This window comes from Anaerostipes sp. PC18 (genome assembly GCF_039789045.1).
In the GTDB taxonomy this organism is placed as follows: Bacteria; Bacillota; Clostridia; order Lachnospirales; family Lachnospiraceae; genus Anaerostipes; species Anaerostipes hominis.
Genome location: NZ_CP121164.1, coordinates 2,490,609 through 2,508,723, shown reverse-complemented (window position 1 = coordinate 2,508,723; position 18,115 = coordinate 2,490,609). Strand labels below are relative to the sequence as shown.

The window sequence follows — 18,115 nt, the reverse complement described above, 5'->3', positions numbered from 1 at the left end:
TTCTTTTATTCTAGCACAGCGTCATACGAAAAGCAAGGAGGAAAAGAACAAAAGTTCGAATGAAAAGCAGTTGCGGCAATACGCTGATAAATGGTATCATTATACTTAACGGAAAAACAGTACAGAAGGATGAGGGGGTTGTATGAATCATAAAAATAAAACGATTCTCGGCAAGGCAGCGTTGTTCGGTTCTGCACTGATATGGGGCAGTTCCTTTTTTATTATGAAAAATACCATTGCCAATGTTCCGGAAAATTTTCTGCTGGGGATAAGATTTTTAGCGGGGGCATTGCTTTTGTGTATCTTTTTTCATAAGAAACTCGGAAAGATAGATAAAAGTTACTTTAAGACAGGATTTGTGCTGGGAGGATTCTGGTTTTGGGCTTACTGGTTCCAGACAGAAGGACTGTATCACACGACGCCCGGAAAGAATGCATTTTTAACAGCTATTTACTGTGTGGCAGTACCTTTCGTCACATGGATATGGCAGAAGAAAAAGCCTACAAAACAAAATTTCCTGGCCGCACTGATCTGTATCACAGGGATCGGGCTGATTTCGCTGAACGGAAATCTGACCATTGGCATCGGTGACGGACTGACTCTGGCGGGAGGCCTTTTATTCTCCCTCCATATCACATATCTTGGTATGAAAAGCGGCCAGAAAGATCCGGTACTGCTCACAATCGTACAGTTTTTGTTTGCAGGACTCTGGGGAGCCGGACTGTCCATATTGACCGAAGAAATCGGCACCATTCATTGGACGGCCGGACAGGCAGGCAGCCTGGCTTATCTGGTCATCATGTGTACTGCTGTGGCAGTAACCTTTCAGAGTGTGGGGCAGAGCCGGGTGAGTTCGTCCTCCGCATCCCTGATCCTGAGTCTGGAGTCCGTGTTCGGTGTGCTCTTCAGTGTGATTTTTTATGGAGAAAAGGCGACGGTTAAGATCCTGATCGGTTTTGTGCTGGTGATGACGGCGATTTTGATCTCTGAGACGGATTTGGGCAGAAAGCCCGGGCGCAGTCTCTATTGGAGAAGACAGGTTGATGAATAAAAGAATTATCAAATGTGGTATAATTTATCATGAACAGAGAAAAATTTTCCGTCTGTGCGCACGGCGGATCAAATATAAAATAAGGAGCAAATTTCGGAGGCTATGATGAAGAATTATGAATTGGTAAAAGAAGAACAGATCAAAGAGCTGAATGGGACCGGATATGTGTACCGTCACAAAAAGACAGGGGCCAGGGTTGTGGTGATATCCAACGAAGATGACAACAAGGTATTCCAGATTGGATTTAAGACACCGCCAAAAGATGATACCGGAGTTCCTCATATCATGGAACACTCTGTACTCTGCGGCTCCAGGGAGTTTCCATTAAAAGACCCGTTTGTGGAACTGGTCAAGGGGTCCCTTAACACATTTTTGAATGCAATGACATACTCTGACAAAACGGTATATCCGGTGGCAAGCTGCAATGACAAAGACTTTTTTAACCTGATGCATGTGTATTTAGATGCAGTATTTTACCCGAATATCTATACGAAACCGGAAATCTTAAAACAGGAGGGATGGCATCACTCTCTCGAATCAGAAGATGCGCCCGTGATCTACAACGGCGTCGTTTACAACGAAATGAAGGGTGTGTTCTCATCCCCGGACCAGCAGCTGGCGCGTCTGATCCAGAAGTCTCTGCTCTCCGACACTCCGTACGGGTTTGAATCCGGAGGCGACCCGGAAGCGATCCCTGAACTCAGCTATGAGCAGTTTTTGGATTTCCACAGGACTTATTACCATCCGTCCAACAGCTATATTTATCTGTACGGGGATATGGATGCGGAAAAGTACCTGACATTCATAGACGAACATTATCTGTCTGATTTTGAAAAGAAGCAGGTGGACACATCATGGAAGCCCCAGGAAGCTTTTAAAGAAGTAAAGAGAGTAGAGGCAGTATATCCAGTCAGCGAACAGGATGAGATACAGAACAAAACGTTTCTCTCCTATAACGCAGTCATAGGAACAAGTCTTGACAAAGAACTGTATATCGCATTCCAGATTCTTGACAGGGCACTGTTCTCCATGCAGGGCGCGCCGGTGAAAAAGGCTCTGATGGAAGCCGGGATCGGCAAGGACATCAGCAGTTCTTACGACAATGGCATCGAACAGCCTGTATTTTCTGTGGTGGCCCAGGAGGCAGACGAGGCAAAAGAGGCAGACTTTGTGCGCATCATTGAGGACACCCTGCGTAAGATTTCTAAAGAGGGGATTCAGAGACGAAGCCTGGAATCCGCGCTGAATTATTATGAGTTCCAGTATAAAGAGGCTAATTTCGGCAGATTTCCAAAGGGACTGATGTATGGACTTCAGATGTATGACAGCTGGCTCTATGACGATCATGAGCCGTTTATGCATATCAAGACCAACGATGTGTTTGAGTTTTTGAGAAAACAGCTGGACGGAAGTTATTTTACGGATTTGATTGAAACTTATCTTCTGTCCAATACACATAAATCCATTGTGGTGCTGAAGCCGGAGAGGGGCCTTCAGAGCCGGAAGGACCAGAAGACGGCGCAGAAGCTGAAGGAATTCAAAGAAAGTCTTTCAGAAGAAGAGATCAGGCAGCTTATTCAGGCTACAAAAGAGCTGAAAGAATATCAGGAGGCGGTGACTCCGAAAGAGGACCTTGAAAAGATTCCGCTTTTGGATATTAAAGATATTAAAAGAGAGATCCGGCCTCTCTGCAATGAAGAAGTATCGGTGGACGGAGTAAAGGTCATATGGCATCCATATTTTACAAACGGCATCTGCTATCTGAAGATCGTATTCGATATGTCGAAGGTCCCGGCAAGGCTTGTGCCTTATGTGTCTCTCATGTCAGAAGTATTCCGTAGCGTAGATACGCAAAAACACAGCTATTTTGAACTCGGAAATGAGATCGGCATAGAGACCGGAGGCATGGTGACGACGATGGACGTTCTGCCGGCTGGTGCCGAAGGAGTGAAAAGTTATTTTGTCATCAGGACAAAGTGTTTTTATGAAAATGCAGAAAAGGCATTTGAACTTATGGAAGAGATCCTGTTTGAGAGCAAACTGGACGACAGGAAACGTCTGAAAGAGATCATCGGGCAGATCTACACCAATATGAAGACGGATCTTACCCAGGCCGGACATAAAACGGCATCCAACCGTGCCATGTCCTATTTCTCTCCTTATGCAAGGTATAAAGAGCAGATCCAGGGCGTTTCCATGTTTGAGTTTGTAAAAGACTGGTATGAATCCTTTGAACAGGAGAGCAGCAGGATCACAGACAGTATGAAAGAGGCATGCAGGTATATTTTCCGAAAGGAAAATATGATGGTGAGCTACACCGGAAAAGAAAAAGAACCGTCCTTTATGGAGGATGCGGTGCGTAAATTCACAGCACGCATGTTTACCGGCGAATTGGCCAAAGAGGAGACAAAGATCCTGCCGGAGAAAAAGGAAGAAGGATTTGCTACGGCCGGCGGTGTCCAGTATGTCGCATGCGCAGGAAATTTTGCAGAACAGGGTTATGAATATACGGGAGCTTTAAATGTTCTCCAGGTAATCTTTTCCTATGAATATCTCTGGCTTAATATCCGTGTAAAGGGCGGAGCCTACGGATGCATGTGCAGTTTCATGCCTCAGGGAGACAGTATGTTTGTATCCTATCGGGACCCGAATCTCTTAGAGACTTACCAAGTCTACGAAAATGCGGCTGATTTTGTGGAGCATTTCGATATCGATGACCGTGACATGGTAAAATATATCATCGGAACGATCAGCAACATGGATACTCCGCTGGAGCCGGATGATCTGGGAGAGAGAAGCTTCCAGGCTTATCTTCTAGGAAGGACAGAAGAAGAACTTCAGAAGTACAGAGACCAGGTGCTGTCCTGCAGTCAGGAGACGATCCGTTCGCTGGCACCGTATGTGCGCTGTGTAGTGGATGCGGGAAATAACTGCACCATAGGAAATGAAGATAAACTGAGAGAAGCTAAGGATAAATTTAAAGAAATCAAACACGTATTTTAGGAAGGAATTTTATGAACACAGGAATGAAATCGGGATTTGTGACACTGATCGGCAGGCCAAATGTGGGGAAATCTACTCTGATGAACCAACTGATCGGACAAAAGATCGCGATTACCTCGAAAAAGCCCCAGACAACCAGGAACAGAATCCAGACAGTATTCACCGACGACAGGGGGCAGATTGTATTTTTGGATACTCCGGGGATCAACAGGGCAAAGAACAAGCTCGGCGACTATATGCTGAAAGTCGCCGAGAGGACTCTTAACGAAGTGGATCTTATTTTATGGCTGGTGGAGCCGACCACCTTTATCGGAGGCGGAGAGCGCTATATCATTGAACAGCTGGGCAAAGTAAAGACCCCGGTTATCCTGGTGATCAACAAGACAGACACGGTGAAAGACGAGGAGATTTTGAAAGCGATCACCACATACAAAGACGTATGTGAGTTTGCAGAGATCATACCGGTTTCCGCACTGAAGGGACAGAACACGGACGATGTCATAGACAGTATTTTTAAATACCTTCCGGAGGGGCCGATGTTTTTTGACGAAGATACGGTCACGGACCAGCCGGAGCGGCAGATCTGTGCGGAGCTGATCAGAGAAAAGGCACTGCGTCTTCTGGACCAGGAAATTCCCCATGGGATTGCGGTAGTCATTGATTCCATGAAAGAGAGAAGGCACGGACATATCATTGATATCGATGCGACGATCGTGTGCGAGAGAGATTCCCATAAAGGAATCATCATCGGAAAACAGGGCAGTATGTTAAAGAAGATAGGTAGCCAGGCACGGATAGAGATGGAAAACCTTTTGGATATCAAAGTGAATCTTCAGCTCTGGGTGAAAGTCAAAAAGGACTGGCGTGACAGTGACATGCTTCTCAAAAACTACGGGTACAACAAGAAAGAAGTATAAAATGGGTCAGGAGATCAAAGTAACCGGTCTGGTATTGAACGCCGGAAATATCGGAGAATTTGATAAGAGAGTCACGCTTCTCACAAAAGAGCGGGGAAGGATCACGGCGTTTGCAAGAGGGGCGAAAAAAGCCACCAGTCCATATGCCGCGGCCTGTCAGCCGTTGACATTCGGAGAGTTTTCCCTGTATGAAGGAAGAAGCTCCTTTAATCTCATGTGGGCAGATGTAGGCCATTATTTTGAGGGCGTCAAGGAAGATCTTCTTTTGGTTTCCTACGGCAGTTATTTTTGTGAATTTGCATCTTATCTTACAAGGGAAAACAATGATGAAAAAGAGATCCTGAAACTCCTTTACCTGAGTCTCAGGGCGCTTGAAAAAAAGACCATAGATCCGAAGCTCATACGCAGGGTGTACGAGATAAAACTCATGGCTCTCTACGGACAGGGAATGGAAGTCTTTTGCTGTACACAGTGCGGCAGCATAGAGGAGCTCAGTTACTTTGACAGCGGTGCGGGAGGGATTCTCTGCTCAAACTGCAGGAAATCCGGAGGAAGAGCGGTACATATATCCGGATCTGCGGTATATACGCTTCAGTTTATTTTAAGCAGTCCCCCGGAGAAGCTGTATACGTTCAGAGTTTCGAAGGAAGTTCTGAAGGAACTTGAGTCTGTCAGCGAGTCATTTTTAAAACAGTATGTCAGCCATCATTTCAAGTCGCTGGATTTTTTGGAACTGCTTTGACTTTTTTAGCATATCTCTTGAAAAAAGAGGGGTTACACGCTACAATAGAACAGATTATAGGAAATGAAGAAACGGTGAGGTAGAAACAATATGGAATTAACAATGGAGAAAATCGTAAATTTAGCAAAGGCCAGAGGTTTTGTGTACAGCGGATCTGAGATTTACGGCGGATTGGCAAATACATGGGATTACGGAAATCTTGGCGTGGAGCTTAAAAACAATGTGAAGAAAGCATGGTGGAAGAAATTTATTCAGGAAAGCCCGTACAATGTAGGTGTGGACTGCGCCATCCTGATGAATCCCCAGACCTGGGTTGCTTCCGGACATCTCGGCGGGTTTTCTGACCCTCTGATGGACTGTAAAGAGTGCCACGAACGTTTCCGCGCAGATAAGATTATCGAAGATTATATGGATGAACACGGCATGGAGATTGAGGGCGGCTCTGTGGATGGATGGACCAAAGAAGAGATGGTGGATTTTATCAATGATCACGACATCGTATGCCCGTCCTGCGGCAAGAAGAATTTTACGGATATCCGTGAATTCAACCTGATGTTTAAGACGTTCCAGGGTGTGACCGAGGATGCGAAAAATACAGTTTACCTGCGTCCCGAGACGGCTCAGGGTATTTTCGTAAACTTCAAAAATGTGCAGAGGACATCCAGAAAGAAGATCCCGTTCGGCATCGGACAGGTAGGGAAATCTTTCAGAAATGAGATTACTCCCGGAAACTTTACATTCCGTACAAGAGAGTTTGAACAAATGGAGCTGGAATTTTTCTGCGAGCCGGATACAGATCTTGAATGGTTTGCTTACTGGAAAGAATTCTGCATTAACTGGTTAAAGACACTTGGCATCACCGATGATCAGATGAGAGTCCGTGACCATGGAAAAGAAGAACTGTCTTTCTACTCCAAGGCAACTTCAGATATCGAATTTTTATTCCCATTCGGATGGGGAGAGCTGTGGGGCATAGCGGACCGTACAGACTATGACCTGACACAGCATCAGAATACTTCAGGGGAAGATTTGACCTACTTTGACGATGAAAAGAAAGAGCGCTACATTCCATATGTAATCGAGCCGTCTCTTGGAGCCGACCGTGTGACTCTTGCGTTCTTATGCGCCGCTTATGACGAAGAAGAACTGGAAGGCGGAGATAAACGTACCGTCCTTCATTTCCACCCGGCTATTGCACCGGTGAAGATCGGAGTGCTTCCGTTATCCAAGAAATTGAGCGGAGGGGCAGGCAAGGTTTATGAGATGCTTGCAAAATACTACAACTGTGAGTATGATGAGCGCGGAAATATCGGAAAGAGATACAGAAGACAGGATGAGATCGGTACACCGTTCTGTGTGACATATGATTTCGACTCTGAAGAAGACGGCGCTGTGACCGTCAGAGACCGTGACACTATGGAACAGGAACGGGTGAAGATCGAAGATCTGAAAGAATATTTTGAAAAGAAGTTTGACTATTAAAATCTAACGTTTGAACCGGCCGGGCAGTTATCCGGCCGGTTTTTTATTTCTTAGGAAAGTCCTTGAATTACAAAGCTTTTTAATATGCCAGTCGTTCACTGCTTTCTTCCAGATAAATGATCCCGCAATAGGAAAATCCGTTTTTTCTGAGCAGACTCTTTATGATCCTGTTATCATGGTGAGTATCGATCCTTATTCCCTTATAGATATGTTCATAAGAATAGTCTCGTCCTGTTTCATAAAGAGTCTGACATCAGAATAGAGTGCCATAAATTCGGCTTTGTGTATTTTTTGGTGCAGACAAATCAGGGAGGATGAATTTATAATTTGAGATGCAGTCAGGCTAAAGTGTTCCCGGAGTTGCGCAAGGCCGCGGGTCACGGCGCCTTTGCCGGGGCCGCCACAAACCGGAATCTGGAAGAGATGGTGAAGCAGAAAAGTTTCCGGGAAGATTTATATTATCGTCTTATAGTGTTTCCAATCCATATACCGCCCCTCAGAGAGCGCAGGAAAGATATTGAATCCCTGGCACTGCTGTTTCTTGGGAAACTGAACAAAAAGTATGGTTTCAAGAAATCCTTTTCTTTCGAGACACTGGAACTCTTGAAAGAGTACCGCCGGCCCGGAAACATCAGAAATTGAAAAACCTGGTGGAGAGAGCGGTGATCATCAGCAGTGAGGACCTGATCGGGCCGGAAAGCATACCGGTGGATCTGAGAGAAAAAAGAAGGGTAAAAAGGGACAGAAATCCGCATATTGATCTTAAGACTTATGGCAGCGTCAGAGAAGCCGCAGCGAGCCTTGGAATGACAGCGCCTATCTTTGTAATAAAACGAAAGCAATATATAGAGAAATTGTGATCTTTTTATTATCCTAAGAAATTTGTAATATTTTCTGCATAGTTTTATCATACTTTTCTGGTATACTAAATCATATCAGGCAACAGGAAGGGAGAAACTATGAGGAAATTGGTATTTAATAAAAAGTTTTTGGCTGCAGTGGGGATCGTCCTTGCAGTGGGCGGATGCTTTTTTGTAAAGGGAAGGATGAATACAAAAGCTGCGGATGACAGCATTTTTGTTCAGAATATGAGTGTCCAATACAAACAGTGCGAGGGAACATCCAAAGAGATTCTGGAAGAAGATATTGACGAACATATCTCAGAGGAGATCATGGCGCTGGAGGAGAAGGGACATACCTACGAGATCGGTGAGGCTTTATCTGCCAAAGACAGTGAGTTTATCCCGGTGATCAAACAGATCAACGATGAGACTGCATATGAGGCCATCGGCGGAATCACAGTGAAAAATAAGAACTATGTAGTAAAGGTAAAATCGGCTCAGAAGATTACCGAGGAAGATGTGGAAAACGCACTGGAGGCGGTAAAGGACCAGTTGAACTAAATAAGATACCAAAGTTTTATACGAAGCACAGAGGAAAAGCTTTTTAGCCGGCCGGGCAGTATTTCTCTGTGCTTTGTTTTGTTGCCCGTATTCAGGCACATATGTTATGATAAAATAAAATCAGCAGGAGGAGATTATATGATTTTAATTAAAAACGGAAGAGTCATGGACCCGGAAACCGGATTTGATAAAGTGACCGATCTTGTTCTTTCCGATGGAAAGATTAAAAGTATAGGAAATACAGAAACAGCTAATTATGAACAGATCATAGACGCAGAAGGCATGGTCGTGGCTCCTGGTCTGATCGATGTCCATGTGCATTTCAGAGACCCTGGATTTACACACAAAGAAGATATGCAGACAGGAAGCCGGGCGGCCCTTCACGGAGGTGTCACCACAGTGGTTTGTATGGCAAATACAAAGCCTGTGGTGGACAGTACAGAGATACTGGATGACATTTTGAAACGGGCACAGAAGCTGCCGATCCGGCTTGTCCAGACTGCGGCGGTATCCAAAGGTTTTAAAGGGAAAGAACTCGTGGACATGGAAGAGCTGAAAGCCCACGGGGCACTGGGATTTACAGATGACGGTCTTCCGCTCATGGATGAAGAGATCGTCCGCAAGGCTATGGAGACTGCGGCAAAACTTGATGTTCCGGTCAGCCTTCACGAGGAAGATCCGAAATATATTAAGCGTCCGGGAGTCAATGCCGGAAAGGTTGCCGAACAGCTTGAGTACGGAGGGGCTTCCGATGAAGCGGAGTCGGTGATGGTGGAAAGAGACTGCCGGCTGGCGCTGGAGACCGGGGCATCTGTGGATATACAGCATATCAGTTCTGCCAAAGCCGTTGATTTCGTGAGAGATGCCAGGGCAAAAGGCGCTCGTGTGACGGCGGAGGCGTCGCCCCATCATTTTACTTTGACGGAAGAGGACGTTCTCATCTACGGTTCCCTGGCCAAGATGAATCCGCCTCTCAGGACGGAAAAAGACAGGGAGAGGATCATCGAGGGACTGAAGGAAGGCACTATAGAGATCATCGCCACAGACCATGCGCCTCACTCTGAGGAAGAAAAGGCAGCAGGCCTTGCAAAGGCACCGAGCGGTATTACCGGACTGGAAACTTCTCTGGGACTTGGAATTACAAAACTGGTAAAGGAAGGACACCTCACTTTGATGGAACTCCTGGAAAAAATGACGGTTAATCCCGCAAAGCTTTATCACCTGGAACAGGGAAGGATACAGGAGGGCAAACCGGCAGATTTGGTTCTGTTCAGGGAGGACGAGGAGTATATTGTAGAGAAGTTTTATTCCAAGGCCTCAAACTCACCGTTTAAAGGCTGGAAGCTCTACGGGAAAATTTATTATACTATTTGCAGAGGCGCTGTTTACAACATTTCCGGGGATTAAAAACTTCATGAGAATGTCATATTTCTGAGATATCTGCATGATATAATTAAGACATAATATTTAGGTTAAGCCGCTTCCACAGGGCAGTTACGGAGGAGGTGTGTCTTATGAAAAGATGCAGTATCTGTTTTACCAGTATCATTTTATCCGTTGTTTTAGGTGCCCGGCTCATTGGTTTTCCGATTTCTGTTTCAGCCGGTGACAGGAAGAATGCAGCCAACGTGTCAATAGGCCGCATGGGTTCCGATGTACGGGGAGGCAAAGGCGCCAAAGCTTCCGGGATGGATAAGGATATCATGGAAGCGGGCCGGTTCACCAGCATGAACGAGGCTTCCATGTATATGATGTACGGAGACGGCATGTATACTTTTACCCAGTCTTATCTGAGAGACCACAGCGACAGGCTGGTCGAACTCAGGGTGAAGGAAGAGGGAAGTCTGATCCTTGTATCTTTTCAGGAGGAAGACAACGCACAGATGCCGTCTCTCCTGGATAGGCAGAAGAGGCCTGCAGGGCAGCGGATACCGGACGGGGCCGTGAAACTTAAGGCAGAACCGGGAACCTATTATGTGAGGCTGCCGAAAGACTTTACCACGGTTTTTATCGCACCGTTTGTCATCAAAGATAACCCGCGTAAGCTATCCAATGAGATATCCTACATTCAGAGCGGGCAGGGAAGATATACATATCACTCCTTTACCATGGGAAAACGGGGAACTGCTGATATCACGGCATCCCCGATCGTGAAACAGAAAACTCCGGTTGTATTTTACGTCCAGAGAAGAGAAGGCCGACGCTGGAAAAATATCGGACGGCAGCAGAAGTCTTATTTTACCAGTGATACAGGCACGGTTGTCTATGGACTGAAGAAGGGAACCTACCGGATTGCAGCAAGAGCAGGTACAGAACAGGGATATTCGCTCTGTGTGATCAAGACATTTATCCCGGCAAAGTATAAGACGAAGAAAAAGAAAGCGAAGACGTTAAAAAGATTTCGGGAACAGTATGATTTGTATACAGTGACAGAAAAAGCGTCCAGATGGTACCGAATTTCAGTTCCGAAGAAGCGGAAAAAGATATTTATGGAAGCAGAAACTTATATGAACTCCGGAAAGATCAGGTTTACCGTTTACAAAAAAGGCAGGAAAAAGCCTGTAAAATCCCTGTCTTTATCGGGAGAAAAGGTTAAAACATTTAGTTTTAAGAGCAGCAAAGGTACCTATTATATAAAGGTCATGAAATCAGGAAAACAGGCAAACGGGTCTTACTGGCTGTATCAGTATTGATCTGAGAATGAGAAGTAAAAAGGAAGAATCTATGTGTTGATGCATAGGTTCTTTTTTTGTTTCAGAGGAAAGTTCTTTGACCTTCCCTATGAAACAAAAACGCTCCGCGGGTTGTGCACAGATGCGTGAGGAAATCATTTGTCTTTTGCAAATCGCATCTGGCACGCAAAGTTGTCAAGACCTCAAAGATTGAGGTGTTGGGGAGCTGAAGTGGGTTTGCCCACTTTGTTTTCTTCACAAAAGTAAAATACCGATAAGTATTCTGTGAAGTTTTACTCAGATTTAACATAACCTGTCTTTTGAATTTTACATTGGACGAGTAAGATATGACTTGTAGCGATGAAAAGCCAAAAGGAGATTATTATGAGAAAGATGAGGAAAAGAATTTTAAGTGTTCTACTGACAGCAGTGGCAGCGACAACTTTACTGGCAGGCTGCGGAGGCAAAGACGAAGGTAAAAAAGCAGCAGGAGAAGATATCACCGTTGTATCCAGAGAAGACGGGTCTGGGACAAGAGGAGCGTTTATTGAGTTATTTGGAATAGAAGAAAAAGATAGTGACGGAAATAAGATAGATAACACGACAACGGAAGCAATGATCACCAATTCCACTTCCGTTATGATGACGACCATAGCTGAAAATGAGGCGGCGATCGGCTACATATCTTTAGGGTCCTTAAATGATACAGTGAAGGCTCTGAAGATTGACGGAGCAGAGCCGAGTACAGAAAACGTAAAAAATAAGACTTATAAGATCGTGCGTCCGTTCAACATTGTGACAAATGAGAAGAAACTGAATTCCCAGGCTAAAGATTTTATCAAGTTTATTATGAGCAAAGAAGGTCAGAAAGTAGTTGCGGACAACGGTTATATTACGGTCGATGACAAAGCTGCGTCATACAAAGCCTCCGGGGCAAAAGGCAAGATCGTCGTGGCAGGATCATCATCTGTTACCCCGGTCATGGAAAAGTTAAAAGAAGCTTATACGTCACTTAACAAAGATGTAAAGATCGAAGTTCAGCAGAGTGATTCTACAACAGGAGTGACTTCCACAGTTGACGGAGTCTGCGACATCGGGATGGCATCCAGAGAACTTGCCGACAGTGAAGTGAAAAAGGGCGTAAAGCCGACAGTCATAGCACAGGATGGTATTGCAGTGATCGTAAACAAGAAAAACGATGTATCCGAGCTTAAAAGTGACCAGATAAAAGGTATTTTTACAGGTGAAGTGATTTCCTGGGACGATGTGAAATAAGGCCATATGATGCAAAAAGAGAGATAGTGGGGAAATAAAGATGAAACAGTACAAAGAAAAGATCATGAAAGGTGTATTTCTGACCGCAGCCTGTACTTCCATACTGGCAGTCATACTGATATGTGCATTCCTGTTTATGAACGGCTTACCCGCTATTGGGGAGATCGGACCGGCAAACTTTCTGGCCGGAGAGCGATGGATGCCAAAGAATGGATTCTTTGGCATCTTCCCAATGATCCTGGGAAGCCTTTATATCACGGCGGGAGCCATCATCGTAGGTGTTCCCATCGGAATATTTACGGCGGTCTTCATGGCAAAGTTCTGCAGCGGGAAGCTTTATAAAATATTAAAGCCGGCAGTGGATCTTTTAGCAGGTATTCCATCTGTGGTTTATGGTTTCTTCGGTATGGTCGTTTTGGTACCAATGGTCAGAAATATTTTCGGTGGCAACGGAAACAGTATTCTTACGGCGTCACTGCTTTTAGGGATCATGATTCTGCCGACGATTATCGGTGTTTCTGAGAGTGCCATCCGTGCAGTGCCGGACAGCTATTACGAAGGTTCACTGGCCCTGGGGGCGAGTCACGAGAGAAGTGTGTTTTTTACAGTGCTGCCGGCGGGTAAATCCGGTATTCTGGCAGGTGTCGTGTTAGGGATCGGAAGAGCCATAGGAGAGACCATGGCGGTTGTCATGGTTGCGGGAAACCAGGCCAGGATGCCGATGGAACTTTATAAGGGAGTCAGGACACTGACGGCGAATATCGTTTTGGAAATGGGTTATGCCACGGATCTGCACAGGGAAGCGCTGATCGCTACGGCTGTGGTGCTGTTTGTTTTTATCCTGCTGATCAACCTTTCTTTTTCCGCATTAAAACATAAGGAGGAATTCTGATGGAGGCGATGACGGCAAAGCCATTAAACTACATAAAACAGGTTAACAAGGTCACAACGAAACAGAGATTTTCTTCATACAAAAGAACTCCGCTCTCTCTGCTTCTGTATCTGCTCGTGTTGATATCCACGGTCTTTACGGCGGGAATTTTGATCTATCTGATCGGATATATTCTGGTACACGGGGTTCCGTATCTTACAAAAGATCTGTTTTCTTTAAAATATACATCCACCAATGTATCGCTTTTTCCGGCTATGGTCAACACGGTCAGCATGACAGCGCTTGCACTTTTATTTGCAGTGCCGCTGGGAATCTTTTCTGCAGTCTATCTTGTGGAATATGCCAAAAAAGGAAACCGGCTTGTGGGGATCGTCAGGATTACTGCGGAAACTCTTTCAGGAATTCCATCCATTGTATATGGACTGTTTGGTATGCTGTTCTTTGTGACCACATTAAAATGGGGACTGTCCATTTTATCGGGAGCTGCAACACTGGCGATTATGATTCTGCCGGCTGTGATGAGAACCAGCGAGGAGGCATTAAAATCTGTCCCGGATTCTTTCAGGGAAGGAAGCTTCGGGCTTGGAGCGGGGAAATTGAGAACTGTCTTTCAGATCGTGCTTCCGTCTGCAGTGCCAGGCATTTTGTCGGGAGTAATATTGGCAGTGGGAAGAATCGTGGGAGAGACGGCGGCACTGATGTATACGGCCGGAACAGTGGCGGAGATCCCATCCAACGTAATGGGTTCCGGGAGAACATTGTCGGTCCATATGTATGCCCTCTCCAGCGAAGGTCTGCATATTAATCAGTCTTATGCCACGGCGGTGGTCCTGCTGGTCGTAGTGATCATCATCAACGCGGTGTCGACATTTATTGCCAAGCGGATAACGAAAGGATAGAACATGGAATCTAAAATTAAAGTACAGAATCTGGATTTATATTACGGGGATTTTAAAGCACTCAAAGCGATTAATCTGGATATTTCCCCGAATGAGATCACGGCATTTATCGGTCCGTCCGGCTGTGGAAAATCTACACTTTTAAAATCTTTAAACCGTATGAATGACCTGGTGGAGGGATGTAAGATCACAGGAAAAGTCACTCTGGACGGAGAAGATATTTATGGAGATATGGACATTAATCTGCTCAGAAAACGGGTAGGCATGGTGTTTCAGAAGCCGAATCCGTTTCCTATGAGTGTCTATGACAATGTAGCCTATGGGCCGAGGACCCATGGAGTCAGGAACAAAGCGCAGTTGGATGAGATCGTGGAGAAATCTCTGAGAAACGCAGCAATCTGGGATGAACTGAAGGACCGTCTGAAAAAAAGTGCCATGGGCCTTTCGGGAGGCCAGCAGCAGAGACTCTGCATCGCCAGGGCTCTGGCAGTGGAGCCGGAAGTGCTCTTGATGGATGAGCCGACGTCTGCGCTGGACCCGATTTCTACCTCAAAGATCGAGGACCTTGCGGCAGAGCTGAAATCCAAGTATACTATCATTATGGTGACCCATAATATGCAGCAGGCCGTCCGTATTTCCGATAAGACCGCATTTTTCCTCTTAGGGGAAGTCGTAGAGTATGGAAAGTCCGATAAACTGTTTTCCATGCCGAAAGATCAAAGAACAGAAGACTATATTACAGGAAGGTTTGGTTGATATGAGAAATCGGTTTGACAGACAGCTTGAACAGCTGAATATTGAAATGATCGAGATGGGTGCCCTCTGTGAGGATATGATTCATCTGGCAGGGAAACTGGTAGATATAAAGAGCAAAGAGATGATTTTAAGGATCAATGATCTGGAAGAAGAGATCAATCAGAAAGAGCGGGACATAGAGAGACGATGTATGAAGCTTCTGCTCCAGCAGCAGCCGGTGGCCGGGGATTTGAGGGTGATCTCTGCGGCACTCAAAATGGTTTCGGATATGGAACGGATCGGGGACCAGGCCGTGGACATCGCGGGCATCGTAAAAAAGAGTGATGTGGTGACTGTGATGAATAACCACACCCACGTGCTGATGATGGCTGCAAGCACGATCGCTATGGTGACAAAAGCTGTGGATTCTTTTGTAAAGAAAGATCTGGATGCCGCGAATGAGGTGATCAAAGCAGACGACGAGGTGGACGCTCTGTTTTCCAAAGTAAAAAAAGAAGTGATCTCTTTGATCCATGAGGACCCGGAAAAAGGAGAGGCCTGTGTAGCGATTGTCATGATCGCCAAGTATTTTGAACGGATAGGCGATCACGCCAGCAATATCGCCGAATGGGTGGAATTCTCTATTACCGGGGAGTATAAAGGAGGAAGTCTGTGATTTATATTGTCGAGGACGATGCAAACATACGGGAACTTGTCATCTACACTCTTCAGAGTACAGGATTTGATGCGGGGGGATATGAAAGCGGCATCAGTTTTTTTAAGGACCTTTCAGCCGGAAGGATTCCTGAACTGGTGCTTCTGGACATTATGCTCCCGGGTGAAGACGGTATCAGTATTTTAAGGAAGATCAGGAACAATCCTGAGACAAAGAATATCCCGGTGATCATGATGACGGCGAAGGGCTGCCGAGTATGACAAGGTGCTGGGCTTAGACAGCGGAGCGCGGATGATTATATTACAAAACCTTTCGGTATGATGGAACTGGTATCCCGGATCAAAGCGGTTTTAAGGCGGGTAAAAAAAGAGGAGCCGACGGAAGAACTCTCGGCAGGAAATCTCTATATCCATGTGGGAAAGCATAAGGTCCTGGCAGACGGCGAAAAGGTGGAACTGACCTACAAAGAGTTCCGCCTGCTCTGTATGCTCATGGAGAGCAAAGGCAATGTGCTCACCAGAGACCAGCTTCTCACAAATATTTGGGGATATGATTTTGACGGCGAGACACGGACGGTGGATGTCCATATCCGTACCCTGCGCCAGAAGCTGGGAAACTGCGGCGCTATGATTGAGACTGTGAGAGGGATCGGTTACCGCATTGGAGGCAGTGAATGAAGCGTAAGATTTTTCTGAATATGAGTTATATCGCCCTGATCACGGTGGTGTGCACTACGGTATTTTTATCTGCGGTTGCTTACGGAAGATATATGTCCCAGGTAAAAGAGGGGATTCAGAACGAGGCCGGATATATGGCAGAGTCCCTGAACCAGCACGAGAACCAGAGTCTGGATGCATACAAAGATATCACGATCAGCAGGATCACGCTGATCGCTTCAGACGGGAAGGTCCTGTATGACAGTACGGGAAAAGAAAAGTCTATGAGTAATCACAGAAATAGAAAAGAGTTCAAAGAAGCGGTAAAAAACGGGGCCGGGGAGAGTACAAGGATCTCTAAGACGCTCAAAAAACAAACGTATTATTATGCTGTGAAGCTTTCGGACGGCAGTGTCTTACGGCTCAGCCGGGAGACTCAGACTATTTTTAACCAGGTGGAGGGAGTACTGCCTGTCCTGATTTTAATGATGGCAGTGGTCTTTGTTTTGGCGTTGGCTCTTTCAAGACTCCTCACCGGAAGGATTATCGAACCGATCAACCGGATCAACCTGGAGCATCCGGAAGATGAGAACACCTATGACGAGCTGTCGCCTCTGCTGGTGAGGATTCACCGGCAGAATGAGGCCATAAAAGAAAAGATCAGAGAGATCAAGGAAAAGCAGATCGAGTTTACGACGATTACAGAAAATATGAGCGAAGGCTTTCTGATCCTCAACGATAAATCTGTGGTGCTCTCTTATAACACAAGTGCCCTCAGGATCCTTGACATCAATGAAGACCAGTGCAGCAACCAGAATGTATTGTCAATCAACCGCAGCCATGAATTCCGCAGAGCGGTGGAGATGGCTTTGGGCGGAGAGCCTTCCGAGGAAGTGATGGAATTCCGCGAGCGCAAATACTTGCTTATGGCCAATCCGGTAACGGTATCAGGCGCGGTTAAAGGAGTGGTGCTGATGATGATCGATGTGACAGAAAAAGAAGAAAGAGAAGAACTTAGAAAAGAATTTTCCGCAAATGTATCTCATGAGCTGAAGACTCCGCTGACGACGATTTCAGGATATGCGGAGCTTATGAAAGATGGACTCGTAAAGCAGGAGGATGTAGGCCGGTTTTCGGAAAAGATCTACACAGAGGCCAGAAGGCTCATTTCCATGATAGAGGGTATCATCAAACTGTCCAGGCTGGATGAAAATCAGATTGTGCAGGAAAAAGAAGAGATCGATCTGTACCAGATAACCTTGGAAATTAAAAATTCTCTGTCTATGAAGGCAGCAGAGGCAGGGATTGATCTACATGTTCTTGGATCTCCTTGCACAGTCTCTGGTGTCCGTCAGATCTTGTACGAAATGTTATATAATCTCATAGAAAATGCAGTCAAGTACAACGACCGGGGAGGTCATGTGTCTGTAACCGCTGCTGCCATGGAAGGGCGGGCTACAGTGATCGTAGAAGATGACGGTATCGGCATTCCACCGGAAGATGCGGATCGTATTTTTGAACGGTTTTACCGGGGAGACAAAAGCCATTCCAGTGAGAGAGAAGGCACAGGCCTGGGGCTTTCTATCGTAAAACACGGGGCGAAATACCACGGCGCCAAAATCGAAGTGGAAAGTGAAGTGGGAAAGGGAACAAAAATTGCAGTTATTTTTTAGCCTAAAAGAGGCGGTCCTTTTTGGATCGTCTCTTTTTTT

Annotated in this window: 16 protein-coding genes and 1 pseudogene; all 17 read left to right on the top strand. The window is 45.7% G+C overall.

What is annotated here, in order from left to right; translation table 11 throughout:
• The first annotated feature begins 142 nt into the window (after nt 1-142).
• The 17 genes and pseudogenes from P8F77_RS13635 (at nt 143) to P8F77_RS13555 (ending at nt 18,076) form a co-directional block, all read left to right on the top strand.
• Nucleotides 143-1,051, top strand: a complete 909-nt coding sequence (locus P8F77_RS13635) for a DMT family transporter (RefSeq protein WP_270430258.1) — start codon at nt 143-145, stop codon at nt 1,049-1,051.
• Between the two features lie 102 nt (nt 1,052-1,153).
• The gene (locus tag P8F77_RS13630; protein ID WP_287517296.1) at nt 1,154-4,054 is read left to right on the top strand and encodes an insulinase family protein; all 2,901 of its coding nucleotides are present in this window, start codon (nt 1,154-1,156) and stop codon (nt 4,052-4,054) included.
• A gap of 11 nt (nt 4,055-4,065) precedes the next feature.
• Nucleotides 4,066-4,971, top strand: a complete 906-nt coding sequence (gene era, locus P8F77_RS13625) for a GTPase Era (RefSeq protein WP_024726779.1) — start codon at nt 4,066-4,068, stop codon at nt 4,969-4,971.
• A 1-nt stretch (nt 4,972) separates the two neighbouring features.
• On the top strand, nt 4,973-5,713 hold the full coding sequence (recO, locus tag P8F77_RS13620) for a DNA repair protein RecO (RefSeq protein WP_287517297.1): 741 nt from the start codon (nt 4,973-4,975) through the stop codon (nt 5,711-5,713).
• A gap of 90 nt (nt 5,714-5,803) precedes the next feature.
• Nucleotides 5,804-7,195 carry a glycine--tRNA ligase gene (locus P8F77_RS13615; protein ID WP_024726781.1) on the top strand — a complete coding sequence of 464 codons (1,392 nt, stop codon included), beginning with the start codon at nt 5,804-5,806 and terminating at the stop codon, nt 7,193-7,195.
• Between the two features lie 327 nt (nt 7,196-7,522).
• Nucleotides 7,523-7,837: a sigma 54-interacting transcriptional regulator gene (locus P8F77_RS13610; RefSeq protein WP_287517298.1), complete on the top strand. Its 315-nt coding sequence runs from the start codon at nt 7,523-7,525 to the stop codon at nt 7,835-7,837.
• A complete protein-coding gene (locus P8F77_RS13605) occupies nt 7,834-8,055 on the top strand; it encodes a hypothetical protein (protein WP_287517299.1) in 222 nt (73 codons plus the stop codon). The genes P8F77_RS13610 and P8F77_RS13605 overlap by 4 nt, the downstream gene beginning before the upstream one ends.
• 99 nt (nt 8,056-8,154) lie before the next feature.
• Complete coding sequence (locus tag P8F77_RS13600) at nt 8,155-8,598, top strand: hypothetical protein (RefSeq protein ID WP_006568076.1); 444 nt, start codon at nt 8,155-8,157, stop codon at nt 8,596-8,598.
• A 138-nt stretch (nt 8,599-8,736) separates the two neighbouring features.
• Nucleotides 8,737-10,005: a dihydroorotase gene (locus tag P8F77_RS13595; RefSeq protein WP_024726783.1), complete on the top strand. Its 1,269-nt coding sequence runs from the start codon at nt 8,737-8,739 to the stop codon at nt 10,003-10,005.
• Between the two features lie 107 nt (nt 10,006-10,112).
• The gene (locus P8F77_RS13590; RefSeq protein ID WP_024726784.1) at nt 10,113-11,291 is read left to right on the top strand and encodes a hypothetical protein; all 1,179 of its coding nucleotides are present in this window, start codon (nt 10,113-10,115) and stop codon (nt 11,289-11,291) included.
• Nucleotides 11,292-11,654: 363 nt separating this feature from the next.
• Nucleotides 11,655-12,545, top strand: a complete 891-nt coding sequence (locus P8F77_RS13585; RefSeq protein WP_024726785.1) for a substrate-binding domain-containing protein — start codon at nt 11,655-11,657, stop codon at nt 12,543-12,545.
• A gap of 40 nt (nt 12,546-12,585) precedes the next feature.
• Nucleotides 12,586-13,437, top strand: coding sequence for a phosphate ABC transporter permease subunit PstC (gene pstC / locus P8F77_RS13580; RefSeq protein WP_287517300.1), 852 nt, complete (start codon nt 12,586-12,588; stop codon nt 13,435-13,437).
• Complete coding sequence (gene pstA / locus P8F77_RS13575) at nt 13,437-14,336, top strand: phosphate ABC transporter permease PstA (protein ID WP_287517301.1); 900 nt, start codon at nt 13,437-13,439, stop codon at nt 14,334-14,336. The genes pstC and pstA overlap by 1 nt, the downstream gene beginning before the upstream one ends.
• 3 nt (nt 14,337-14,339) lie before the next feature.
• On the top strand, nt 14,340-15,092 hold the full coding sequence (gene pstB, locus P8F77_RS13570) for a phosphate ABC transporter ATP-binding protein PstB (protein WP_270430267.1): 753 nt from the start codon (nt 14,340-14,342) through the stop codon (nt 15,090-15,092).
• A gap of 1 nt (nt 15,093) precedes the next feature.
• Entirely contained in the window at nt 15,094-15,747 is a 654-nt protein-coding gene (gene phoU, locus P8F77_RS13565) for a phosphate signaling complex protein PhoU (RefSeq protein WP_270430268.1), read from the top strand.
• A pseudogene (locus tag P8F77_RS13560) lies at nt 15,744-16,424 on the top strand (response regulator transcription factor). Before phoU ends, P8F77_RS13560 begins: the two are co-directional and overlap by 4 nt.
• Nucleotides 16,421-18,076: an ATP-binding protein gene (locus P8F77_RS13555; protein WP_270430269.1), complete on the top strand. Its 1,656-nt coding sequence runs from the start codon at nt 16,421-16,423 to the stop codon at nt 18,074-18,076. Before P8F77_RS13560 ends, P8F77_RS13555 begins: the two are co-directional and overlap by 4 nt.
• Nucleotides 18,077-18,115 lie beyond the last annotated feature (39 nt).